Origin of the sequence: Coleofasciculus chthonoplastes PCC 7420 (assembly GCF_000155555.1) — a bacterium.
Classification (GTDB): domain Bacteria; phylum Cyanobacteriota; class Cyanobacteriia; order Cyanobacteriales; family Coleofasciculaceae; genus Coleofasciculus; species Coleofasciculus chthonoplastes_A.
This window is the reverse complement of sequence record NZ_DS989849.1, coordinates 1-22,580: the sequence shown is the minus strand read 5'-3', so window position 1 is coordinate 22,580 and position 22,580 is coordinate 1. Positions and strand designations below refer to the sequence as shown.

General features: G+C 46.9%; 19 protein-coding genes and 4 pseudogenes. 16 read left to right on the top strand and 7 right to left on the bottom strand.

Going from position 1 to position 22,580, the window contains the following annotated elements; all coding sequences use genetic code 11:
• Positions 1–4: 4 nt before the first annotated feature.
• From MC7420_RS13630 to MC7420_RS13600, 6 genes are all read left to right on the top strand, one after another.
• A complete protein-coding gene (locus MC7420_RS13630; protein ID WP_006101168.1) occupies positions 5–874 on the top strand; it encodes a PilN domain-containing protein in 870 nt (289 codons plus the stop codon).
• Between the two features lie 7 nt (positions 875–881).
• A complete protein-coding gene (locus MC7420_RS13625) occupies positions 882–1,664 on the top strand; it encodes a hypothetical protein (RefSeq protein WP_006101186.1) in 783 nt (260 codons plus the stop codon).
• 133 nt (positions 1,665–1,797) lie between these two features.
• The gene (locus MC7420_RS13620; protein ID WP_006101107.1) at positions 1,798–4,737 is read left to right on the top strand and encodes a type IV pilus secretin family protein; all 2,940 of its coding nucleotides are present in this window, start codon (positions 1,798–1,800) and stop codon (positions 4,735–4,737) included.
• A gap of 565 nt (positions 4,738–5,302) precedes the next feature.
• The gene (locus MC7420_RS13610) at positions 5,303–5,584 is read left to right on the top strand and encodes an HU family DNA-binding protein (protein WP_044207165.1); all 282 of its coding nucleotides are present in this window, start codon (positions 5,303–5,305) and stop codon (positions 5,582–5,584) included.
• A gap of 97 nt (positions 5,585–5,681) precedes the next feature.
• Complete coding sequence (gene cobD, locus MC7420_RS13605) at positions 5,682–6,827, top strand: threonine-phosphate decarboxylase CobD (protein WP_006101089.1); 1,146 nt, start codon at positions 5,682–5,684, stop codon at positions 6,825–6,827.
• 146 nt (positions 6,828–6,973) lie between these two features.
• Positions 6,974–8,644 carry a dihydrolipoyl dehydrogenase family protein gene (locus tag MC7420_RS13600; RefSeq protein ID WP_006101119.1) on the top strand — a complete coding sequence of 557 codons (1,671 nt, stop codon included), beginning with the start codon at positions 6,974–6,976 and terminating at the stop codon, positions 8,642–8,644.
• Between the two features lie 161 nt (positions 8,645–8,805).
• Here MC7420_RS13600 and MC7420_RS13595 read toward each other — a convergent pair whose 3' ends face one another.
• Positions 8,806–9,915, bottom strand: coding sequence for an S-(hydroxymethyl)glutathione dehydrogenase/class III alcohol dehydrogenase (locus MC7420_RS13595; protein ID WP_006101086.1), 1,110 nt, complete (start codon positions 9,913–9,915; stop codon positions 8,806–8,808).
• A gap of 272 nt (positions 9,916–10,187) precedes the next feature.
• On the opposite strand from MC7420_RS13595, the gene MC7420_RS13590 reads away from it, so the two are divergent.
• On the top strand, positions 10,188–10,790 hold the full coding sequence (locus tag MC7420_RS13590; RefSeq protein WP_006101215.1) for an esterase/lipase family protein: 603 nt from the start codon (positions 10,188–10,190) through the stop codon (positions 10,788–10,790).
• A 113-nt stretch (positions 10,791–10,903) separates the two neighbouring features.
• Here the strand turns inward: MC7420_RS13590 and MC7420_RS13585 are convergent, their stop codons facing one another.
• On the bottom strand, positions 10,904–11,332 hold the full coding sequence (locus MC7420_RS13585; protein WP_006101141.1) for a VOC family protein: 429 nt from the start codon (positions 11,330–11,332) through the stop codon (positions 10,904–10,906).
• Between the two features lie 380 nt (positions 11,333–11,712).
• On the opposite strand from MC7420_RS13585, the gene MC7420_RS13580 reads away from it, so the two are divergent.
• Complete coding sequence (locus MC7420_RS13580) at positions 11,713–12,477, top strand: TIGR00297 family protein (protein ID WP_006101210.1); 765 nt, start codon at positions 11,713–11,715, stop codon at positions 12,475–12,477.
• Between the two features lie 98 nt (positions 12,478–12,575).
• Here MC7420_RS13580 and hetR read toward each other — a convergent pair whose 3' ends face one another.
• The 3 genes from hetR to MC7420_RS13565 form a co-directional block, all read right to left on the bottom strand.
• Positions 12,576–13,475, bottom strand: coding sequence for a heterocyst differentiation master regulator HetR (gene hetR / locus MC7420_RS13575; protein WP_044207163.1), 900 nt, complete (start codon positions 13,473–13,475; stop codon positions 12,576–12,578).
• 277 nt (positions 13,476–13,752) lie between these two features.
• A complete protein-coding gene (gene patX, locus MC7420_RS13570) occupies positions 13,753–14,019 on the bottom strand; it encodes a heterocyst-inhibiting protein PatX (protein WP_044207159.1) in 267 nt (88 codons plus the stop codon).
• A 303-nt stretch (positions 14,020–14,322) separates the two neighbouring features.
• Entirely contained in the window at positions 14,323–16,167 is a 1,845-nt protein-coding gene (locus MC7420_RS13565; protein ID WP_006101271.1) for an FAD-dependent oxidoreductase, read from the bottom strand.
• Positions 16,168–16,531: 364 nt separating this feature from the next.
• Between MC7420_RS13565 and MC7420_RS13560 the strand changes: the two genes are divergently transcribed.
• The 4 genes and pseudogenes from MC7420_RS13560 to MC7420_RS13550 all read left to right on the top strand — a co-directional run bounded on the left by MC7420_RS13560 (position 16,532) and on the right by MC7420_RS13550 (position 18,689).
• The gene (locus MC7420_RS13560) at positions 16,532–17,638 is read left to right on the top strand and encodes an RRXRR domain-containing protein (protein ID WP_006101055.1); all 1,107 of its coding nucleotides are present in this window, start codon (positions 16,532–16,534) and stop codon (positions 17,636–17,638) included.
• Positions 17,639–17,715: 77 nt separating this feature from the next.
• Positions 17,716–17,802: pseudogene (locus MC7420_RS44310) on the top strand (photosystem II protein, Psb35-related); the annotation flags it as partial.
• 202 nt (positions 17,803–18,004) lie between these two features.
• On the top strand, positions 18,005–18,451 hold the full coding sequence (msrB, locus tag MC7420_RS13555; RefSeq protein WP_006101300.1) for a peptide-methionine (R)-S-oxide reductase MsrB: 447 nt from the start codon (positions 18,005–18,007) through the stop codon (positions 18,449–18,451).
• Positions 18,452–18,482: 31 nt separating this feature from the next.
• Complete coding sequence (locus tag MC7420_RS13550) at positions 18,483–18,689, top strand: RNA-binding S4 domain-containing protein (RefSeq protein WP_006101133.1); 207 nt, start codon at positions 18,483–18,485, stop codon at positions 18,687–18,689.
• A 403-nt stretch (positions 18,690–19,092) separates the two neighbouring features.
• Here MC7420_RS13550 and MC7420_RS13545 read toward each other — a convergent pair whose 3' ends face one another.
• Positions 19,093–19,425 (bottom strand): hypothetical protein, encoded by a 333-nt coding sequence (locus MC7420_RS13545; RefSeq protein WP_006101192.1) that lies wholly within the window; start codon positions 19,423–19,425, stop codon positions 19,093–19,095.
• 486 nt (positions 19,426–19,911) lie between these two features.
• On the opposite strand from MC7420_RS13545, the gene MC7420_RS41465 reads away from it, so the two are divergent.
• The 4 genes and pseudogenes from MC7420_RS41465 to MC7420_RS44080 all read left to right on the top strand — a co-directional run.
• Entirely contained in the window at positions 19,912–20,079 is a 168-nt protein-coding gene (locus MC7420_RS41465; RefSeq protein ID WP_198016457.1) for a hypothetical protein, read from the top strand.
• Between the two features lie 300 nt (positions 20,080–20,379).
• Positions 20,380–20,883: a Glyceraldehyde 3-phosphate dehydrogenase, C-terminal domain gene (locus tag MC7420_RS13540; protein ID WP_006101110.1), complete on the top strand. Its 504-nt coding sequence runs from the start codon at positions 20,380–20,382 to the stop codon at positions 20,881–20,883.
• A 126-nt stretch (positions 20,884–21,009) separates the two neighbouring features.
• Positions 21,010–21,372, top strand: a pseudogene (locus MC7420_RS44085) (PEP/pyruvate-binding domain-containing protein); the annotation flags it as partial.
• A 24-nt stretch (positions 21,373–21,396) separates the two neighbouring features.
• A pseudogene (locus MC7420_RS44080) lies at positions 21,397–21,750 on the top strand (putative PEP-binding protein); the annotation flags it as partial.
• A gap of 1 nt (position 21,751) precedes the next feature.
• Here the strand turns inward: MC7420_RS44080 and MC7420_RS13535 are convergent.
• Positions 21,752–22,580: pseudogene (locus MC7420_RS13535) on the bottom strand (RNA-guided endonuclease InsQ/TnpB family protein); the annotation flags it as partial.

Below are 22,580 nucleotides of genomic sequence, written 5' to 3'. Positions count from 1 at the left end.
CCTAATGTATAGTCTCGATATTAATTTTCTTAAAGATAGACCCGATTATCGCCAACCCGATAAAGGGTCTGAGTCCCCCAAAGCCAAAAAACAGATTCAAATGGGGGAAATGACGCCGCTGATTATAGGCGTGATTGTCGGGTTACTGCCGCTGGCGTTAGTCGCCGGAGTCGGTTTTTTGTGGTTACCTCAGCAAAATGCCAAGTTAAACCAGGAAATTGCTGAAATCGACGCCGAACTGCAAAGCTTGCAAGCGGAAAAAAATAAAATTAATAACCTGAATACTCAAATCCAAGCGGTGAGACAAGAAACCGAAGCCTTGGCAACGGTCTTTAATCAAATTAAGCCCTGGTCAGCTATTCTACAGGATATTCGCGATCGCGTCCCCACCGGAGTCCAAATTCAAGCGATTGAACAAACGGAAACCGAAACCAAAGCGGCTGAAGGGACTGAGGGTAGCGCCCCCTTACCCACAATTAACGTGGAGATTTCTGGTTTAGCGCGTTCATTTGATGATGTAAACAACTTTCTGCTGACGCTACAGCAATCTCCCTTCTTTCAAGAGGAAGAAACTCATATCGTTAGCGCTCAACTGGAGGAGAACCCCGCTAAGTTAGAAGTACCGGAAAAGGAAGGCGGCGAGACGGTGGCTGAGATAACCTACGAGTTGCCCAAAGTGGTAGGCTATACCGTTGAAACGAGCTTGACAAATGTCCCCGCTTCTGAACTATTGCGCGAAATTGACCGCAAAGGAGCAGTGGGATTAGTGGCTCGGATCAAAGCCTTACAGCAAATCGATCAAAATCAGGCAACGGAGACACCTAGCGCAGCTCCAAGCCCCAGCCCCAGCCCAACCGAGACAACTACGGAGTGATGTAACTATGACTTATGCTGATCCAGATTTTATCCCCGTTGAAGAGCAGGAGGAAGAACCCAGTTATCCGGTGGCGTTTGGGATTACCTTCACGCCAAAAGTGTCCGGAATTATCTTCGCTGTCTTAGGCGTTTTGGGAGCCGCTTATCTGGCGATGAACGTGGTGCAGCCCGTATGGCAAGAATATCAGGGGTTGAAAACGCAGCGTCAAGAAAAAGAGGGTCAACTCCAAGATCGCGCAGTAATTCAGCAGCAGATTCAACAGAAACAACAGGAATTAGCTCAGGTAAAGCAGCAAAACCAAACAGTTACAGGTTTATTTGCTGATGAACAATCGGTAAATACCTTGCTGCTAGATGTGAATCGGTTTATCAAAGAGGCAGACGGAACATTGACGAGTTATGAACCTGTCCAAGTCAATGAAGAAGAAAGCAATATCGTTACCGATGGTTCCCTGGGAGCAGCCGTTAACGGCAAACTCAAACGCCAAAGCTTTAATTTAGAGACGGATGGAAGCTTTAACCAAATCCAGTCAATTTTACGGAGTATTGAGCGACTACAAACCCTAGTCGTGGTGAAAGAGTTGAGGACAGATATCAGCACACCGCAAGGGCTGTTGGTTGATGACCAAGGTACGGTGACACCGATTGTAGAGAAAGATGAAGAAATCATTCCCGGTGCTCCACCGACTCTGACAACAAGCTATAGACTGGATGTGTTGATGCCCTTGAGTGAGGAACAAAAGCAAGAGCAGGCAGCGGCAGCCGCCGCTGAAGGAGAAGCTCAGTAGGGAGTTGGGGAGTAGAGACGCGCCATGGCGCGTCTGGGAACTGGGTGAAGAAATTCTGAACCCAGATTAATTAATTTATCCCCAACATCATTATGATTAAGGTGGTTTAGAGGTCATAAGTGAGGAGTGAATTGTGAGACAGGAGCAACTGTTCAGTGGAATCGCGATCGCGACTGCCGTCTCCCTATCGATAAGCGAACCCGTCTGGGCGGCGACGGCTGAAGTTACTGCCGTTCGGCTCAATCCCAGGGGTAGTAGTTTAGAGCTGATTCTAGAAACCCAAGCAGGGGATCAGCGCCCCCAAGTTTTCCCGGTGAACCGGGGTAAGGATTGGGTGGCGGATATTGTCAATGTTCGGTTGAATTTGCCCGAAGGCAATAGCTTTCGTCAAGACAACCCTATGGCTGGTATTACCGCTGTTACGGTGAGTCAAATCGAACCCAACAGCATTCGAGTAACGGTGAGTGGGGATGAAGATTCACCTCAGGGTCAAATTCTCCAGCAAGAATCTCAGGCAATTACTCTAGGAATTAATCCTGCTCCCAGCAATCAAGCCGCCGTTTCGATTCCGATTTCCTCGCCCTCTGGGGAGTCAGTGTCAATTACTCCACCAACACTACCCTCCTCTACTGCATCAAATAGCACCAGGACTAGAGAAAATGCCAGTATCCCCCAGCTAGGAAGCAGAAGTGCAGGGATGCAGGGAACAGAAACAATTAACGCCGCTTCGAGTAATATTGCTGCTCAATCTGAGATTACCACTCCAGCGAATTTCAATCTTAATCCAGTACCAGAAAATCAACAGAACATTTCCATTCCGGTTGCTCCGCCACCGAGGGAATCAGTCTCAAGCGTTCCCACTCTAGCCAATCCAGGGACAACTCGCTCCACTTCAGACTTCTCATCTCCCGCCACTCGCCGATCCCAATCTCAGCGTTCTAATTCACCCCCAGTTGTGGCTCAAACCCCGACACCGGAGTCTCCTGAACCCACTCAAGCTCAACCCACTCCCGTAGTTCCAGCACCTTCACCTGATGTATTAGTTCCCGATCCTCAAATTACCATTGATGGGGTTCCGGCTTTACCGGCGGGGACAGTGCAACCTGTATCCCCTGCACCACCATTCTTACCGAGAGCCGTTGCGCCACCTGTGGGAGATATTGCGGTGTCTAATCTGAATGCTGCCGCCAGCGAGATTGACTTGGGAACAGCAGCAGTAGTACCCCGCCTATCCTTGCGAGAAGCCCCTATCCGAGAAGTATTGGCACTCTTGGCGCGTTCTGCTGGATTGAACCTTGCCTTTGCCGGAGCAGGTGATGGTGATGGTGAGGCAGCGGCGGCGGCTCAGGAAACGATTTCCTTGGATTTGGAAAACGAACCGGTTCAAGATGTGTTTAACTACGTTCTCCAACTTTCTGGACTCCAGGCAAACCGTCGGGGACGTACAATATTTGTCGGTGCTCGACTACCCCAAGCGGCTCGTAATCTGATTAGCCGCACCCTTCGTTTAAATCAGGTTAACGTTGCTGACGCTTCAGCCTTCCTGGGGGCACAAGGGGCAGAAACTCAAAGGATTGTAACGAGGACAACCATCACGATTGAAGGAGAGGGTGCAGATCGTCGAAGGCTGGAAGAAACAACAACAGAAATTAGACCTCTCAAGGCAGAACCCGGAGAAGGTCCTTTATTACTCACTGGTCTAGGAGTAGCGACAGATGAACGCCTAAATTCCATCACGTTGATTGGCGAACCGCGCCAAGTTGAAATTGCCTCAGCTTTGTTAACCCAGTTAGATTTGCGGCGGCGTCAGGTAGCAATTAATGTCAAGATTGTTGATATCAACCTCTTGGGAACTGATGCTTTCAACACGAGCTTCTCCTTCGGCATTGGCGATGGCTTTTTTGTAGTCGATCAGGGGGCTGCAGTCTTTAATTATGGGGAATTCAGACCCCCGACTGATTTAGAAGCTACAACAAGTGCTGCAGCTCAAACAATTATTCCAAATCCCTTTGCTGGAGCCAATACGTTTTTGGTTCCAGGCGAGACTACACAAACAATTCCAGGAACTGGAATCGATACCCTTAGGATTCTTAATGATGCTGTAACTCCTGAGTTTCGGTTTAATCGAGAGCAAGGTGAGGATGCACAATTTTTTCGCAGGCTGTCTGGGATTTCAACAGATCCCTTCACTGGAGGAATTACAGAAATTACTCTCCCAGAACCGAATGTCATCCAGACTAATATAACTCCAGGAACTCCAGCAGTTCCAGCAACTCCTCCTCAGATTATTCCACTCCCAGATGGTACATTTCAAGTTATTCCAGGAACTCCAGGAACTCCAGGAACTCCTCCAACTCAAACTACGACCTTTGAACGAGGGACTCGTGCAGAAATAACCTCGGCTTTACCCTCCTTGTTCCAGTTTCCCAAGGATTTCCTAGCCCAATTGCAAGCTCAAATTACTAGTGGTAACGCGAAAATCTTGACAGACCCAACCATTGTTGTCCAAGAAGGACAAACAGCTACAGTTAATTTGACTCAAGAAGTTGTCGGTAATATTAGGAGTGAGACAGAATCAGCAGATGGTCTTACCACTAGAACGGTAACTGCAGAAATTCGGGAAGCCGGTTTAATCCTTGAATTAATCGTAGATAGGATTGATGACAATGGTTTTGTTACTTTAGCCGTTAATCCTGAAGTGACTTCCATTGGCAGTGTTCAAAACCTCTCAATTGGAGACGATACTAACCAAATAGCACTATTGAATACGCGCGAACTGACCTCTGGACAAATTCGCCTACGAGATGGGCAAACCCTAATACTGTCCGGGATTATTCAGGAATCAGACCGCACAACTGTCAGGAAAGTGCCAATTTTAGGTGATTTGCCGATTTTAGGCGCTCTGTTTAGAAGTACAGAACGGCAAAATCAGCGTCAAGAGGTGATTGTGTTGCTTACGCCTCAGATTCTGGATGACTCAGAACGTGGCGCGTTTGGCTACAACTATACGCCAGGGCGAGAGGCGCAGGAAGTGTTACAGCGTCGAGGGTTTCCCACGCAGGGGGGTTTTTAGACTATCGGTTCAGCTATAGGGACACGACAGTGCCTATCCGTGTCAACTTAAGGCTGAAACCCTTACTTAATAATAACTCCCCCCTAACCCCCCATTTAGATCCCCCTTCCGTCCCCCTTAAAAAAGGGGAAACCAGATGTTGCTTCACTTTTTGTTCCATGGGGGAGACCAGATGTTGCTTCGCTTTTTGTTCCATGGGGAATTTAGGGGGATCTAAACTTTGGGCGCTAGTCATACAAAGTCTTAAGTTGACACGGATGCAGGTCGGTGCTAACCGACAGAAATCGGGGAGCTAATGCGCGTTTGTTGGGCAAGTTTGGCAGAATCTTAAAAAATATAGTCAGTATTTATACTCAAAAATCCCGAAATCTACATAATTTAAAGGTTTCAACGTTCCATATCTGGCAATCAGCCATTAGAATAATGCAGTGAAACTTCGAGCCGGTGGGTGTTTCAGGCATTTTTCCCTGAAACCCCTGGTTTTGGGGGTCAAATACTGAACTCTAGACTAATGGGTTAGAGTAAGCGTTGACCTTTGATTCACGCAGAAATAAGGAGATTTATGATGAACAAGGGCGAATTAGTAGATAAAGTGGCGGAAAAAGCTGCTGTGACCAAAAAACAAGCGGATGCGGTGTTAACTGCGGCATTGGAATCAATTATGGAAGCTGTCTCTGAGGGCGATAAAGTCACCTTAGTTGGCTTCGGTTCCTTTGAATCGCGGGAACGCAAAGCCCGTGAGGGACGCAACCCCAAAACTGGCGATAAGATGGAAATTCCGGCGACGAAGGTTCCGGCGTTTTCTGCGGGCAAGCTGTTCAAGGAACAAGTTGCCCCTCCCAAGTAAGGGTGTGAGTCAAGCCTGATTGGTGAAGATAAGAGAGAATGTAGAGACGCGCCATGGCGCGTCTCTACAATCGGCTGATTTTGAGGAGACGTGATCCTTGAAACGACCTATTCACGGGGGAAATCTAGCTTGGGCAGCGGCGCGGGTAGGTTGTTCCCCTTCCCTGATTCTGGATTTTTCGGCGAGTATCAATCCTTTGGGACCGCCAAAATGTGCGATCGCGGCGATTGAGTCTCATCTAGATGACTTGGTGGCTTACCCGGCACCGGATTACTACCCGTTACGAGTAGCTCTGAGTCAACTCCATCCCACGCTTAACCCTGACTGGATTCTACCGGGGAATGGCTCGGCTGAGTTGTTAACCTGGGCAGCCAGGGAACTCTCAGAACTGGAGGAAACGATTATTTTGACTCCAGCCTTTAGCGACTACCAACGAGCGCTGAGGGCGTTTAATGGCAGAATCAGGGGGTGTTTTTTCTTCGGGGAAGATGGGGAAGATGAGAGACTTGTCTCAACACTCAGTCAGGGCGGGTTTTGCCCAAAGGTTATCATCAATAGCCACAAGCAAATTCCTAAACCCGCCCCTACATTACCGCTTGTTTCTGGCAAACGTCAGGGTTTGCTGCTGAATAACCCGCATAATCCCACGGGTCAATTATTCGACCAAGCCAGCCTGTTGCCTTACTTGGAACAATTTGCTTTGGTGGTTGTGGATGAAGCCTTTATGGACTTTTTGCCACCGGATCAGCAGCAAAGCTTGATTCGGTGGGTGCAGGATTATCCAAATCTGGTCATTTTGCGATCGCTAACTAAATTCTACAGTCTGCCTGGACTCCGTTTAGGTTATGCGATCGCTCATCCTGAACGGCTACAACGCTGGCAAAAATGGCGTGACCCCTGGTCTGTAAACGTCTTGGCTGTCGCTGCTGCGATTGCTGTGGTGCAAGATCAGGCATTTCAACGCCAAACTTGGGACTGGCTACCCGCCGCGCGATCGCATCTGTTTCAAGGGTTATCATCGTTACCAGGGTTACATCCCTATCCCAGCGCGGCTAACTTTCTACTGGTACAGTCAGAACACTCCTGTTCCCAACTGCAGGAACACCTACTCAAGCACCATCGTATTTTAATTCGGGATTGCTTGAGTTTTCCGGAATTAGGCGATCGCTATTTTCGAGTCGCTATTCGGACTCAAGCAGATAATCAATGTTTATTAGATGCTTTGAAAGATGTTATAAGTTAGAAATTCTGAATCAGAATTATTTTTTTTAACGCAGAGGAACGCAGAGGTTAACGCAGAGGAACGCAGAGGAATTGGGAGTATTGGCGTGAAAAGTTTATAGAATTGGAGAGACAAGCGGAAATAATATGACAAATGACAAATGACAAATGACAAATGATTATGACCTTATTGTAATTGGTAATAGCAGGGCTGGCGCTTATGCTGCCTTGGCTGCGACTCAATTAAAGGCTCGTGTTGCCTTGATTGAACCTGAGAACCTCCAGAGCAACGGGTTGGGTCAAGATGTGCTGTACAATAAGGCATTGATGCAGGTAGGGCGAGTTCTTCAGCAAGTACGGAAAGCGCCTCACTTTGGGGTTAATTCTGCTATAAATCCCTCGATTGCTGATAATCCTGGATTACAAAAACAGTTGATAAAAAAATCAGAGGAAGCCGGGGAAGAAGGTAGAGACATGCCAGGGTTCGTCTTGGAGTCATTCCCCCATTTTGCTACTGTACACATTACTGAAGCAATGGAATGGGCGGATATGTTGGTTTCTACTTGTTCTGAAGCCACTTCTCCAGCAATTTTGGCATCCTTTGGTGTACATGTCATTTCTGGGGGCGGAGAATTTTGCCTTTTACCTCACTTGGGCTTTGTTGTCAATAATCGACGCTTACGGGCAAGGGCATATTTAATTGCAACGGGTTCTTGTCCAGAAATTCCTGATATCGATGGGTTAGAGACAACCCGTTACTTTACCCCAAGAGATATCTGGAAACAGGTAGACAAGTATAGAAGCAAAGTTATCAGGACAGATTTTACTGATACCGTTCCTCAAGAAACCGATAAGGTAACGAAACCGACGCCTCTAGGAAAACCGGAGAACGTAGAAGAAACCATTCCATTTCAGTTACAGAAAAATTGGTTAGTTGTGGGTAGCACTCCCAATGCTATCGAACTCGCTCAAACATTAGCGCGGCTGGATTGCCAGGTGACACTGGCGGTGAGTGAGGCTCTTATTTTTCCCCAAGAAGACGCAGAGGCGTCGCGTCTGGTGCAAGCGCAATTAGAAGCCGAAGGAATTCGTGTTTTGACTCAAAGTCCGGTGACTCAGATAAAGTGGATTGAGGGAAAAAAATGGGTGCAAGTGGGAAATCGAGCAATTGAAACCGATGAAATTTTGTTGGCGACGGGTCAAACTCCTAATATTGAATCGTTAAATTTAGCAGGAGTTGGGGTCAAGTTTTCCCGAAAGGGGTTGAAACTAAATCCAAAACTGCAAACTACTAATCCTCGCATCTATGCTTGTGGTGATGTGATTGGCGGTTATCAATTTGAGCATATTGCCGAATATGAAGCCAGTATTGCGATCAAAAATGCTTTATTTTTTCCGCGATGGACTGTGGATTATCAGGGCATTCCTTGGGCAATTTTTACTGATCCAACCTTAGCCCGGGTGGGGTTAACGGAAGCGCAAGCCAGACGGCGTTATGGCAAGAATGTTTGGGTGGTGCGGCAGTATTTTAAAACTTTGGATAAGGCGCAGATTATCGGGGAAACGACGGGATTTTGCAAACTGGTGCTGCGTTGGAATGGGACGATTTTAGGTGGATTAATCGTGGGAGCAAATGCTGATGAATTAATTGGTGCGATCGCGCTACTAATTCGCCATAAAATTAAAGTGGGTTCACTGGCTAAAATGTCGCAAGCTTCGCCTACAATGTCAGAGATTCTTTATAAAACGGCGCAGGAGTGGCAACGTCAACGGTTAGAGAGTAATAAGATGTTACAAAATCTACTGGAAAGCTTTTTTAACTGGCGACGGAAGTGGTGAGTTGATGCAGACGAATGTAGCATCGTTCATAAGTATGGCATCATCTTGCTCAGGGACAATGTACCCTTGCTCCCCCAGCTTCCCCAGCTCCCCCAGCTTCCCCATCTCCCCCTCACCTCACCACTTATTCAGCAGCCCCTACAAGGTTTTTACGCTCTGCCTTAAAATGTAACCACGCTGCGGATGGATTCCCCTTGGTGCATTAAATCAAACCCCTCATTTATTTTTTCCAAGGGCATGACATGGGTAATTAAATCATCAATATTAATCTTACCCTCCATATACCAATCCACAATTTTTGGAACATCGGTGCGTCCCTTTGCGCCCCCAAAAGCTGTTCCTTTCCAAACCCGTCCAGTTACCAATTGAAAGGGACGAGTACTAATTTCTTGTCCGGCAGCAGCTACTCCAATAATCACACTCATGCCCCATCCTTTATGACAACATTCCAAGGCTTGGCGCATCACATTAACATTACCAATGCACTCAAAACTATAATCAGCTCCACCTTTAGTTAACTCCACCAAATAAGGAACTAAATCTCCCTCGACTTCACGGGGATTAACAAAATCTGTCATGCCAAATTTTTCTGCCAATTCCCGTTTATCTGGATTAATATCAACGCCAACAATTTGACTCGCGCCTACCATTCGCGCCCCTTGGATCACATTTAAGCCAATCCCACCGAGTCCAAATACCACAACTCTGGAACCGGGTTCAACTTTGGCGGTATTAATCACCGCACCAATTCCCGTAGTTACGCCGCAGCCAATATAACAAACCTTCTCAAATGGCGCATCTTCGCGAATTTTCGCCACGGCAATTTCTGGTAACACGGTATAGTTGGCAAAGGTAGAGGTTCCCATGTAGTGATGCAGCATTTTGCCATTACTTGAGAACCGACTTGTGCCATCGGGCATGACACCTCGTCCCTGAGTTGCCCGAATCGCCTGACAGAGATTGGTTTTGAAACTTAAGCAATACTCACAGTTCCGACATTCGGGTGTGTAGAGCGGAATCACATGATCGCCCGGTTTAAGGCTTTTTACCCCGTCTCCAACCTCGACGACTACACCAGCACCTTCATGTCCTAAGATAGCGGGAAAGAGTCCTTCTGGGTCTTTGCCAGAGAGGGTATAGGCGTCGGTATGACAAATCCCTGTTGCTTTAATTTCAACCAGTACTTCCCCAGCTTTTGGTCCTTCTAGCTGAACGGTTTCAATGGTTAACGGTTTCCCAGCTTCGTAGGCGACGGCTGCTTTAACGTCCACGTTTTCCCTCCTGCTTTTTCCACTATCGTTTAGTGTATCGCTATCCCAGAAGCAGTTGGGTTTCCTACGTCAACCCAACATCTCAGTCAAGGCGATTGAAATCGCAGCTACACAAACAAAGTCCGCCTGCGCGGACTGGGTTATAACGGGGGTAGCTAATCCGAATTTGGTGTAATATCCAATTTAAATGCATGACAGCTTACTTATCGTAGGTGGGCATTGCCCACCCTACATCAAATGACTAATGACTAATGACTAATGACCAATAACCAATGACAAACCCAGTTATTCTCGTTCACGGTATTTTTCGCACCTCATCAGTTTTCCGCAAACTCTCTCCCTACCTCAAAAAACAAGGTTTTTCCGTTTATTCCCTTGACCTCAAACCAAATAACGCCACATTGGGTTTAGACCAAATGGCAGCCCAATTAGCTAATTTTATCAACCAAACATTCCCCCTCAACCAACCCATTGATTTAGTCGGTTTAAGTATGGGAGGACTCGTCACCCGCTATTATGTGCAGCGATTAGGTGGAATTGACCGAGTGCAGCGTTACATTACCATTTCCGCCCCCCATCACGGCACCTGGTTAGCCTACCTATTGAACCGTCGCGCCTGCCTGCAAATGCGCCCAGGAAATCCTTTACTAGAGGATTTAAACCGAGATGTCCAGATGTTAGAACGCCTCAATTTCACATCAATTTGGACACCATGGGATTTTATTATTATTCCGGGTAATAGTTCACGAATGCCCGTAGGTCAAGATGTTAAAGTTCCCGTTTTAGCTCATGCTTGTATGGTGATTAATCCTCACAGTATGCAAGCAGTAGCTACGGCTTTATCCGAACCCTTTTATCAAATTCAGGCAAATTAGGTTTGTAGTTCGTAGTCAGGGCTTTAGCCCTATTTTAATGATAGGTGTTACCTCAAAACAGTTCGTAGTCAGGGCTTTAGCCCTATTTTAATAATAGGTGTTACCTCAAAACGTTACCGATCGCCAATCGCCGCTAACTCGTGACTGCCGAAAATTGCCTCTGGATGAGCATAAAATTTAAACTCCATTAAATTATAAAAGGGGTCTTGTAAGAAAAAGGTGCGATGTTCCGTCACATCACCCGGAAAGCGTCGCTTCGGTTGCTGATAGAATTGAAGCTGTTGCTGTTGGGCGCGATCGCATAAGGCTTGCCAGTCAGCTTCAGCAGTAAAAATCAAACCAAAGTGACGCGGATAAATTCCCCGTTGTGGCGTTAAGGGTTCATCAGTGAGATGGGCTACCAGTTGATGTCCGTAGAGGTTTAAAATAACCGCGTGACGGGTTTCTCGCCCAATGTCACAGCCGAGTCCTCTGCCATAATAGTCTTTGGTTTGCTCAATATCGCTAACGGGAAATGCCAAATGGAAGAGAATGGGATTCATCGCTACTACTTGAAGTTTTGCCTAATCCTAATAATCACCCTAAACAGTTATCCATCGATCGCATACCCGAAACTGTCGCCTACGATACACCCGGCAACGTCCTCTTAACCCTTAAGATACGCCATGGTAGGGTCAGGGCAGGTTTAGTCACCTCTGTTGTAAGGTGAGAAACGATAGTAAAACCCGCCCCTACACACTCAAAACTCGGTCAGGGCGGGTTTTGAACAAACGTTATCATCAATAGCTTGCGCTAAGTCCCTAAACCCGCCCCTACACAATCAAAACTCGGTCAGGGCGGGTTTTGAACAAACGTTATCATTAATAGCTTGCGCCAAGTCCCTAAACCCGCCCCTACACACTCAAAACTCAACACTTAGTAAATGCTTGCAACCTTCAATTCTCTCAACTCTTGGCTTATTGCCGTCCTCTTAAATACAGTATTATTAGCGATCGCCTGGGTGAGCCCCAAACAACTCCTCACCCGCGCTGGAGTTCTCCACGCTTGGGCGTTGGGAATTGTAATTTTTGGGACGTTAGGCTGGCAAGGGTATCTGATTGTTATGGTTTATTTCCTCGTCGGTTCAGCCGTTACCCGTATCGGTATGGCACAAAAAGAAGCAGCGGGGATCGCGGAAAAGCGTTCCGGCGCTAGAGGACCCGAAAATGTATGGGGTTCCGCCCTAACAGGTACGCTTTGCGCGGTGGGCGTTCTTTTCCTGGATGAACCCTATCGCAGTTTTCTCCTACTGGGGTTCGTCGCTAGTTTTGCCACTAAGCTTTCTGATACGACCGCCAGTGAGGTGGGTAAAGCTTACGGTAAGCGCACGTTTTTAATCACCACCTTACAACCTGTATCCCCCGGAACCGAAGGTGCAGTTAGCTTAGAAGGAACTCTGGCGGGGGCTGTCGCCTCGGCTGCGATCGCGGTTCTGGGTTGGGGCGTTGGTTTTATAGACTTGACAGGTGTTTATTTTTGTGTATTAGCTGCCTTTGTTGCCACTAACCTAGAAAGTGTGATTGGTGCCACCTGGCAATCTCAGGTCGAATGGATGACCAACGAAGTCGTGAATTTTATCAATACCTTAATTGGTGCGATCGCGGCTATCTTATTTATCGTCATCTGGCACAGTATCGCACTCGGCTAGTGTTTCGAGTTCGCCTGAATTGACTGAAAAGGCAAAAAAAGTCCTCGGAGAAATAACCAAGGACAAATAACCAATGACGAATAACCAATGACAAATAACTATTCTATTTGCCGACCAAACACCATTTGTAAAACCATCGCTTTACCATCATCGCGATGATATTTATCCGCCCAAGCGCGAATAATCTCATCCAGTTCTGCCATGGCTTGATCAACATTTTCCGGTGGAATATCCAATTCCTCCAACACCCGCATCACACCGTCCTGACGTTCTGCCCACTCTTTCATCAACCGGAAGTACTGCGCCGTATCCTCCACCATCGTGTAGGTACGTTCTTTGCCATCTACGGGCGAATACGACGCACTGGTCAGAGCATAATAAGGTAAACCCCAAGGACAATCAATGCGCGTCACGGTTCCGGAGTACAGCAAACGCCTTTTGATATGCTCCGCCATGGCTTCCGAAAGAGATGCCCGCCGTTCTGGGGGTAAATCTTCCTGGGAACGACTGTGCAGGAACTCAATCAATTCCATGAACTGTAAGGAACTCACCACCTGGGCATCTGGGAGATGATCCGGCAGTTTTTCTTCGAGAATTCGTTTTTCTTCCTTGTGCAGGCTAGTGCCAGAAATCCGCGATCGCCCAGGTTGCCAGGGATACTGATCCATCCACACGTAAGGAAACTGAATCAAATACCGAGGTTCTTGAGACCCCAACATCTTCAGCAATTTTCCTTCGGTTAACGCTTGTCGAACTTCCTCAACAATAACCTTGACCCGCTTTGGCTCAATATGGTGTAAATGTCCGGTCATCCGGATATTTTCACTCTGTTCCAAAAAGGTCGTGTAAATCGCACATTTAGCAGCCGTTGCCGCCGCATCTAGAAATGCCCCATGTCGGTGTCCACTGGTTCTCATTGCGCTGAAAGCCAGATATATCATAATCTGATCCATGGCGCTGGGGCTAAGGCTCTTGATCAGATCGAGATGATTAGTCATTTTAGGGAGCGGTCACATCGCATGGGTACAACAGAATAAAAGGTAATGACGAACCCACGGCTTCACCTAAACCAGCGAGTCCAACTTAAACAGCAAAACATGCGCTTAACAATTTAAAGCACCCTAATATTAAAGTCTAAATTCTCCTTAGATTATAGACGACGGAAGATAAACAACCCAGGAGATACCATTAACTGGAAGACCCCCTGGATGGGTCACAACTAGGGGGGATAATTCTTCCAGGAAAGTATATATTATATCAAATGGCACTAACTACCTATGCCCAAGTAAATTCGCGCCGTCCACTACCCCGGTGACAAATCTGGGGCGCGAGGGTGTCTTGGGAGGTGAAGAAACGCCGTTGTCCACCGCGATTGGTCTCAGGAGCTTGAGGACCGGCGTCTCCAGTTTTCACTAAAGACAATAGCGAGTGGGCAGGAGTAGACTGAAAACGTGAGACCGAGCGATCGCGAATATCATGAGCATTGACAGCCAATGAGAGCGTAAGCAGGCTCACTAACGTAACAGAAGTGTAAAAGCGCATAGCAGATGTCCGTGTCAGGGTTTCTAGTCCCTGTTACGGACTCTTTACTCATGGTTCAGGAAAAATTCCCGTCAGAGTTAATGTGGATTGTGTGAAGATTAATGGTAAACTAGCCTGTTTATCTTTCGTTTGTTCCCAATTTGGGTGAGGGAAATTGGGGTGCAGAGGTACACAGATGCCATGGCACGTCTGGGAGCAAGAGAAAGGTTGTAGGGGCGGGTTTTACCAATAACATTTTGGAGACAACCCCTAACCTCACTAAACCCGCCCTTTTTAGCGCAACAGGAGCAGATTAGTTCCTGATCAGTGCAAACGGTTCACCAGCAACCAGTTTCCCCCTGGATTACAACATCCCCACCCTTGTAGCTGTTGCTGATGAGGATAATGCTGGAGTTGCTGATTAACATCCGGTTGTATCGTAATCAATATCCAAATTTGACCCATAAGATTTTCAGGTTCGCTCAGGGTAATCATGTAATCCTGGTCAGCACGACGTTGGAATATGCCAGTGAAATAGATTAAGGTACATGATTGGCGATTGGTGATTAGTGATTGGTGATTAGCGATTGGGGATTGGTGATTGGGGAAATTCTCTACCATCTCCCCCAGCTCCCCCAGCTCCCCCTGCTCCTCAACCATGCCCGAACTGGGATACTCTTCTGGATGATCCAAGTAATAACGTTGCCAATACCGCCAATCGGGATCATCAAGAGATTTGTCAAATAAGGGCATCACAGCAGCCGGGGCAATAGTATCGCCCAACAATGCCTCTTGAATACGCCGGACAACTAACTCCCTCGGCTGACAGCCAAGTTCCACACACAACGCCGCCGCCATTCCTGCGGCTTGACCCAGATTCATTACTACAGGCTGCAACCGCGTCGAACCATTGGCAATGTGAGAGACCGAAATATTTTTATCACACACCAACAAACCATCCATTGACATAGGTACAAGGCAACCATAAGGAATCGTAAACGGTGTTCCTGTCCAACGCCCTCCCCAACGGATGGATTTTGGGGCTAAGGGAAAGGTAAAACCGGGATAATGATGGTCATTGGCATAATTGCCCACAGCAATTCCGGTGAAATTGCCTGACTCATTGACAGGCAAAGGCGCAACTTGACCTCCCGTTATCGGTAAAATCTCTTGTTCCCGCAACGTCACCATCCCTACCAGACGCCGACTTTCTCGATAATAAGGATGTAGGGCGTAAGCCCCACCCCCAACAGACGCCTCTGGAAACATATCATGGGCTAAACCATAACGCCGTCCTAGTTGAGATTGAATAAAACAGGCAAAGCCTTGACTATGCCAACGGGCTTCTTGGAGAAACTGCTGTCGGGATGCATCCGATTCCACTAAGCGCCCCACCCCCTCACCATAATCATTGCCACATTGGGGCCAGTTCAGCATAAACAGTCCCCCTGGTAAGCGTCCGTAATTGAGAAAGGATTCCACCCCATAACCCTCCCACGCCCCAAAAAACTGTTCTGGCTTGTATTCAGGCGGGGGCGGAATTTCTGGTGCGGTATCGGTGTCAAAATCTTTGAGGATAACCACCCAGGTTGGTGCTTGAACGGGATAGCGTTGAGTCAAGTCATTGTCAGCAACAGGCGCACTCGGTTCACCAAAGCGCGATCGCAACTCCCAACCCCAGCGATAGGGAATCTCAGCGAATTCCAGTACATCTCCCAATTCCGTGGCGTCTAGGATGACTTTGGCGTGAATTACAACATCAGCAAATCGTACCCCAGTTACACAGTCCCCGGCTTTCAATACGGCTAACGGCGTTTGTCCTGCAATCCACTTGAGGTTGGGTAATGCTTGCACCCAATCTGTAAAGATTTGAGCGCCAATTCTAGGGTGGTAGGTAAACAAACTCACCCACCCATTATCCAGTCCTCCGGGCTGTCGCTGTTGGAGTTCTCGCAAAAACGCGCCCCATAACCCGGTTTGCCACGCGCCTAATTCATTGCCATCGGGCGCACAGACACCGGCTGTCGTTAGCATTCCTCCTAGCCAGGAAAACTCGCTGACTAGAATGGTTTTGACGCCTCGACGTGCCGCTTGGATGGCTGCACTTGTGCCACCTGTACCACCGCCGACAACTAAGACTTCTGTTGTTAATTCATTCACCGCGATCAAAAAATGGGTTGGGGATAGTGATTATCATCACTCCTGGATCAGAGTCAAGTCACAGATACTTTTTGTAATAATTCGTTATGTTGTGGATAACATAAATTTACAAAATAGCTCAACAAAGGAGAACGATTATGATTAGCCCATTCAACAACCCTAATCTAGCTATCGCTTGAGATTAGGGATTGCCAGAGACAGGACTGGCAACGCAAGCGTTGAATAGACCACGCTCGCCGTTAACTGATACGCACTTCCGAATACTTCCCCAGTTCGGATCAACTGCAAGCCTACTTGTTTAGGCGCTTTAAGAGAGGACATTTTGTTAACGGTGGTCGAGGGGACGTACAACTTACACGAGAGGCTTATATCCATGATTCGTGTACCAGTTTTATCGCCAGACGGTAAACCATTAATGCCAGCTAAAGCTAGCCGCGTTCGGCGGTGGCTAAAAGCTGGTAAAGCTAAAGTCACCCATAACGACTTAGGCATCTTTCAAGTCCAGTTAGTTAACCCGCCATCGGGGGAGGAAACCCAAGATATTGTGGCTGGAATTGATCCGGGAAAGCTATTCACGGGGATTGCGATTCAATCAGCCAAAGCTACTCTGTTTTTAGCCCACCTAAATTTGCCCTTTAAAAACGTGACCAAGCGGATGACCCAACGGGTAATGATGCGGCGCGGGAGACGAGGGCGACGGATTAACCGTAAGGTTTCCTTTGATCAACGCAATCACCGCCAGCACCGATTCGATAACCGCAAAGGTCATAAGATACCCCCCAGCATCCGGGCTAATAAACAGTTGGCGTTGAGGGTAGTACAAGAGTTATCAAAGGTCTACCCATTCACAGATGTGGTGGTTGAGACGATTAAAGCCAAAGGCGACAAAGGGTTTAGCCCCGCTATGGTTGGTCAATACTGGCAGATTGAGCAGTTAGAAGCTAACGGCTATACCGTCCACACGCAGGAGGGATGGCACACATCCAACCTGAGACAGTACCTCGGTTTACCCAAATCCAAGAATAAGGCTGAGTCCTCACCTGCCGCCCATGCCGTTGATGGTATCTGCACAGCCGCGTCTCAGTTTATGCGGTATCGCCAGATCCAGGGCATAAGTGGCACCTTCTTAGGGTCTATCGAAGTTACACCGTGCCAGTTTGCGGTGATTAGTCGCCCTCCAGTGTGTCGCCGCCAACTACACCTAATGATTCCCGGCAAGGGAGGGAAGCGGCGCGGTTACGGTGGCACAGTTACCCGCCACGGGTTCAGGAAGGGCGATTATGTCAAAGCGGTTAAAGCAGATATCGCTTACTACGGTTACGTTTCCGGTGACACCAAAACCCAAGTTTCGGTTAGTGACGCTAATTGGAAACGGATAGGAAGGTTCACCACCTCCAAAGTTCAATTGTTGCAGCGAAATACCGGATTGGTGTCAACAGTTGGATTGTCAAACCTTACTACATCGAGTAGCGTGGTTTGACCTCTATCCCCCTCCGGGTTGCTTACGCGCTACGCGCACGCTTTTCGATCGCACCAAGCCGGAGTCCCACGAGGTAAAGCATCACAGGGACTCAAACAAATTACAGCGATCGCACACCAGCTTACAAGATGGATGCTTATGCGAGCAATAATTTGCCTTCCTAACCGCCTCCCTGTTTGATCAACGCTTTTAGCCGCATTTGCGGTTAAGGACGATGGTGACGGTAGGAAAGTAAAAGTAGAGATTTGAGTTGTGGGTTATGAACTCAAATCTCGCTAATTTTTCTCTAAGCCAACGAATCACCTTATCATGTTGGGTGTAGAGATAGCTTAACCTGATGTTTGCATAGTTAAGGAAGCTGAAACCATGATTCAGAAAGTACAAAAGAGTGACGCGGAGTGGAGACAACAGCTTACCCCGGAACAATACAAAGTAGCCCGACAGAAGGGAACGGAACGCGCCTTCACCGGGGAGTATCACGACAACAAGCAGCCGGGAATCTACAAATGTGTCTGTTGTGGCAATGACTTGTTCACATCCAAAACCAAATATGATTCTGGCACGGGTTGGCCCAGTTTTTGGACACCGATTGATGAAGAAAGCATCAAATATGAAGCCGATAATACGTTGTGGATGCGTCGCACTGAGGTGCTCTGTGCAGCTTGTGATGCTCACTTAGGTCATGTATTTGATGATGGACCAGAACCAACGGGTCAGCGTTACTGTCTAAATTCTGCCGCGCTAAACTTTGTCAAGTCCGATCAGGTTGAATCAGAATCTGAGGCGGAAACCGATAAATCTCCAACCACCTAACCCTCCAGATCAGTGATTTATCTATTTTGGCATGACCAACCCCATCCAAAGCATTAAGTTAGATCAGTTCCTCAAGTGGGTAGGTGTAGCGTCCACAGGTGGCGAAGCTAAACTGATGATTCAAGACGGTGATGTGACCGTTAATGGCATCATCGAAACTCGACGTGGGCGTAAATTAGTTGAAGGAGATTTGGTAAGCGTACAAGGAGAAACCTATAAGGTTGGGACTCAACTCTAGCCATGTCTGAGTGGAGATTTCCCTAGCAATATCCGTTTATTTAAAAAATGGTGAGGTAACTCCCCGGCTTTCAGACGCGAGTCCTTATCTCTACCTGGCTCTCCTCCATCTAAGACAAGTATTTAGGAGCTTTTTGGGGCGGGTAAGAAGCGCTTAATCAAAGGTGTCACATAAAACTAAGATTTTTGCCCAACCCGCCCTCTCCTAACCTGTAAGTAAAATGAAGGTAGGTTTCTTTTCGAGATTAGGGTATTGAGATTAATGGAAATGAGAAAAATTAACGGCAAAAAGCTGTCACTTCTTAGGTATTGAATTCAGGAGGATGCCCGTAATAACTTAGGCAAGTTGATTCATTAAGTCAGAGACAAAAATAAATGGAAGGCTGTTGAATATTAGGGATAGCTTATAGCTCCCATTCGCGGCAGTGAATTAGTATGTCGTCTAAGTTTGTTTCAAACTCCTTCCAGTCATTAAACCAGATCTCCCTATTGTTATCACTTACTGGATAATCTGCATCCCATTCGTCGATAAAAGCATCCGCATCCCCGTCTTGGGATAAGACATCTGCATCCCATTCCTCGAAAGATACGTCCTCATTGTTATCTGTGTCTTTTAACAGAAGTTCTATATCTCCTTCGCTGACTGTATAATTGCTAAATACTCTCATTGTTAGTTCCCCGTTTGCTCTCAACTCAATTTGACTAATCAACCAAATCACATCTAAATTATCTCCCATTTTTCAGGAAATTATTGTAATTTAATCCATAAAATATAGTGATTATCGCCACTATTTAGTGTGATAATGCCGTAAAAAAATTGTGATTTCTTAAGCATTTAGCTGTGATTAATGTCACAGGTTTCTCGGAAAAATCTCAGATTGAGATGTTGCCAGATCTTTTTTATATACATTTGGTTACTATCCTTTCATAATGCTCAATAGATGTAATTAAAACTTTACATTTGTGTCAATAATTGTAAATAAACTGAATAATATGAAGTTTAAATGCACAACAGCTTACACAATTTAAATGTGTTTTAGCTTATACAGCGCTTTTCAAGTCAGTGAGGTACACAGACAGATCCCCGACTTCTTGAAGAAGTCCGGGATCTTGCTTAGAGACTGTACCTCATCAACCACCAAATCTGCTGTAACTGTCCTGATTTATCGGTAAATCGGAAAGATACCGTTACAAAAGTTTAGCGATGCGGAGTGCGATCGCCAATGCTGAAGGGCGACGGGAACATCAACGCCACCAAGAGCAGTATCGCTGCCGAAGCCTGCCGAGAGCAGGGATTTGATCACCAAACCCCTCTGGTAGGAATCTCCCTGCGTTTACGCTGGGGAGGATGTCAATCAGGAAAACCCAAGCGTGAGAGATCGCTGGGGTAAGAAAGTGAGATTGTAGCCACTATCTAGATTATCACTTCCTTCATCTCACAAAATAGGGAATGATACCAAATCCGATGACAGGAATCCCCTTTAGCCCTAGGGTACTTTTTCCTTAAAGCCTTCTGCCCTGAAGCCTTCTGCTACGTGTGGAATTTTCCGGAGAGTGTCATCTGGTAAAAGTCTGAGCGGTATAGCTTGGTCATTTCTTCCCACAGACAGACGATAACCAGCTTTTTACATATCTAAAGTTAAGGGTGACAACTTGCTAGCGCTTGTCGGGAGCATGGAGCGTAAAAAGCCATGATGACAACTATTCATGCTTATACATCTACCCAAGCGATTGTGGATAGACCAAGCAAGAAATTTCGACGCGGTAGAACAGCTGCGGCTAATTTAGTTCCCACCACAACCGGGGCGGCTGTGGCGACAACCCAAGTTCTTCCCCAATATCAAAACAAGTTTGATGGGGTAGCAGTACGGGCACCAATTCCTGTTGGTTCCATTTCTGATATTATTTTCGTCACTGACAAGTCAACTAGCGTTGACGAAATTAACAATATCTTCAAAGAAGAAGCCGGAAGCGAACGTTATCAAGGCGTTTTAGTGGTTTCCGAAGACCAGATTGTTTCATCGGATATCGTTCAAGATCCTCATGCTTCAATTGTTGATTTAACCATGACGCAAGTCGTTGATGGTGATCTAGTTAAAGTCATGAGTTGGTATGACAATGAATGGGGATATGCTTCCCAGATGGTTAAAGAAGCGGTTCGCATGATCAAGGAATCAAAACAAACGGCTAGTTAATCTCAGTCTTTCACGGTTGGGTTGGGTTTCGCTTTGTAGCACTGCCATTACACAAGTCAGCCCTCACCCCCAGCCCCTCTCCCAAGCTTGGGAGAGGGGAGAAAAAGGGAAGATTAGTCCTATTTTATAGTTTTATTTTCGGTTGACGGTAACAAAGTTGGGAAATCAATCCGTAAGCTATTTCATTCCGCCGAATTTCCCGAAGATATTGCCAGGGAAATTCGCGAAGCTTACGACCAACTTAGTCAACGCTATGATACTCAAGATGTAGATATCGCGGCGAGAAGTAGCGCGACGGCTGAGGATTTACCGGAAGCAAGTTTTGCCGGTCAACAGGAAACGTTTCTCAATGTTACTGGCTATGAAGAATTACTAGAAGCCTGTCGTAAATGTTATGCCTCATTATTTACCGATCGCGCGATTAGTTATCGACAGGCGCAAGGCTTTGACCATCTGAAGGTAGCACTTTCGGTGGGGGTGCAGAAGATGGTGCGATCGGGGAAAGAAATCCTGGGCGCATCTCGGTATTATAGCGATCGCTACCGGGAAGGGTTTGCCTTGGAATGTCGTGCCCTGAAACGGGTACGGGAAGAAATTGGCTTTAATAATGTGATTATCATGATTCCCTTCTGTCGCACCTTGGATGAGGCGGATAAGGTTCTCCACGTCTTGGCAGAAAATGGACTCAAGCGGGGGAAAAATGGATTAGAAGTCTATGTGATGTGCGAAATTCCCTCTAATGTGGAGTTAGCGGAAGAGTTCTCTGAACGCTTTGATGGCTTCTCCATTGGTAGTAATGACCTCACCCAGTTAGTGTTGGGGGTGGATCGTGATTCTGGGGATCTGTCCCATCTATTTGACGAACGCAGTTTAAGGCTCGGTCTAATATATTCCGAGCTGCATTCTCATCTCTATCCATGCTGCATCCGCACTTATGGCATTCATGTAGACGAATAGATAGAGTTTTCGGGACTTTAACTCCACAATTTGAGCAATTTTGAGATGTTCCATGAGGACTTACTTTTATCACTCGGACACCGCATTTAACTGCCACTGCGTCCAAGATGGTAATGAACCTTCCCCAGGCTGCATCCAAAATTGATTTGCTCAATCTTGTACGAGCAAGTCCTTTGATATTTAAGTCTTCCACCGCAATCAAGTCATACTTTTTGACAAGATTATGAGCGGTGTTGTAGTGAAAGTTTTCTCTAATTCTACCAATACGTTGATGAATTCTGGCTATCTTGTTTTTCTGTTTGTTAGCACGGTTTGACCCCTTCTCCTTTCTTGCCAACTTGCGCTGTTGACGAGCTAAGTGAGGCTGCGTTTTACGGTAGGCTTGCTGAATAGGAACGGCTTCACCCTCTGATGTGGTGAGGAACTCTTTAAGTCCCACATCAATGCCAACAGCCGTTTTCACTTCCTCTAATAACATAGGTTCGGGTACCGTCTCATCCTGAATGGAAATGGAACAGTACCAACCGTCAGCTTTGTGGACAATTGTGCAAGTTTTTAGGGTAAAGCCACCTGGAATAGGACGATGCATGATAACTGGCATCTTCCCTATCTTTGACAGCTTCAACATACCATGATTAAGATGCGCTCCGGCTTTAGGACAGTTGACTCGCGGATAGACAAACGAGCGCAATTCACCAACCTTTTTAAACTTTGGTCTGCCGCCACGTTTACCCGATTTG

Bases quoted from the DNA above. Each gene is read 5' to 3' on its own strand.
- MC7420_RS13630 (WP_006101168.1), top strand. From the start codon at position 5: ATGTATAGTCTCGATATTAATTTTCTTAAAGATAGACCCGATTATCGC.
- MC7420_RS13625 (WP_006101186.1), top strand. From the start codon at position 882: ATGACTTATGCTGATCCAGATTTTATCCCCGTTGAAGAGCAGGAGGAA.
- MC7420_RS13610 (WP_044207165.1), top strand. From the start codon at position 5,303: ATGAACAAGGGCGAATTAGTAGATAAAGTGGCGGAAAAAGCTGCTGTG.
- MC7420_RS13600 (WP_006101119.1), top strand. From the start codon at position 6,974: ATGACAAATGATTATGACCTTATTGTAATTGGTAATAGCAGGGCTGGC.
- MC7420_RS13590 (WP_006101215.1), top strand. From the start codon at position 10,188: ATGACAAACCCAGTTATTCTCGTTCACGGTATTTTTCGCACCTCATCA.
- MC7420_RS13585 (WP_006101141.1), bottom strand. From the start codon at position 11,332: ATGAATCCCATTCTCTTCCATTTGGCATTTCCCGTTAGCGATATTGAG.
- MC7420_RS13580 (WP_006101210.1), top strand. From the start codon at position 11,713: ATGCTTGCAACCTTCAATTCTCTCAACTCTTGGCTTATTGCCGTCCTC.
- hetR (WP_044207163.1), bottom strand. From the start codon at position 13,475: ATGACTAATCATCTCGATCTGATCAAGAGCCTTAGCCCCAGCGCCATG.
- patX (WP_044207159.1), bottom strand. From the start codon at position 14,019: ATGCGCTTTTACACTTCTGTTACGTTAGTGAGCCTGCTTACGCTCTCA.
- MC7420_RS13560 (WP_006101055.1), top strand. From the start codon at position 16,532: ATGATTCGTGTACCAGTTTTATCGCCAGACGGTAAACCATTAATGCCA.
- msrB (WP_006101300.1), top strand. From the start codon at position 18,005: ATGATTCAGAAAGTACAAAAGAGTGACGCGGAGTGGAGACAACAGCTT.
- MC7420_RS13550 (WP_006101133.1), top strand. From the start codon at position 18,483: ATGACCAACCCCATCCAAAGCATTAAGTTAGATCAGTTCCTCAAGTGG.
- MC7420_RS13545 (WP_006101192.1), bottom strand. From the start codon at position 19,425: ATGGGAGATAATTTAGATGTGATTTGGTTGATTAGTCAAATTGAGTTG.
- MC7420_RS41465 (WP_198016457.1), top strand. From the start codon at position 19,912: ATGCTGAAGGGCGACGGGAACATCAACGCCACCAAGAGCAGTATCGCT.
- MC7420_RS13540 (WP_006101110.1), top strand. From the start codon at position 20,380: ATGATGACAACTATTCATGCTTATACATCTACCCAAGCGATTGTGGAT.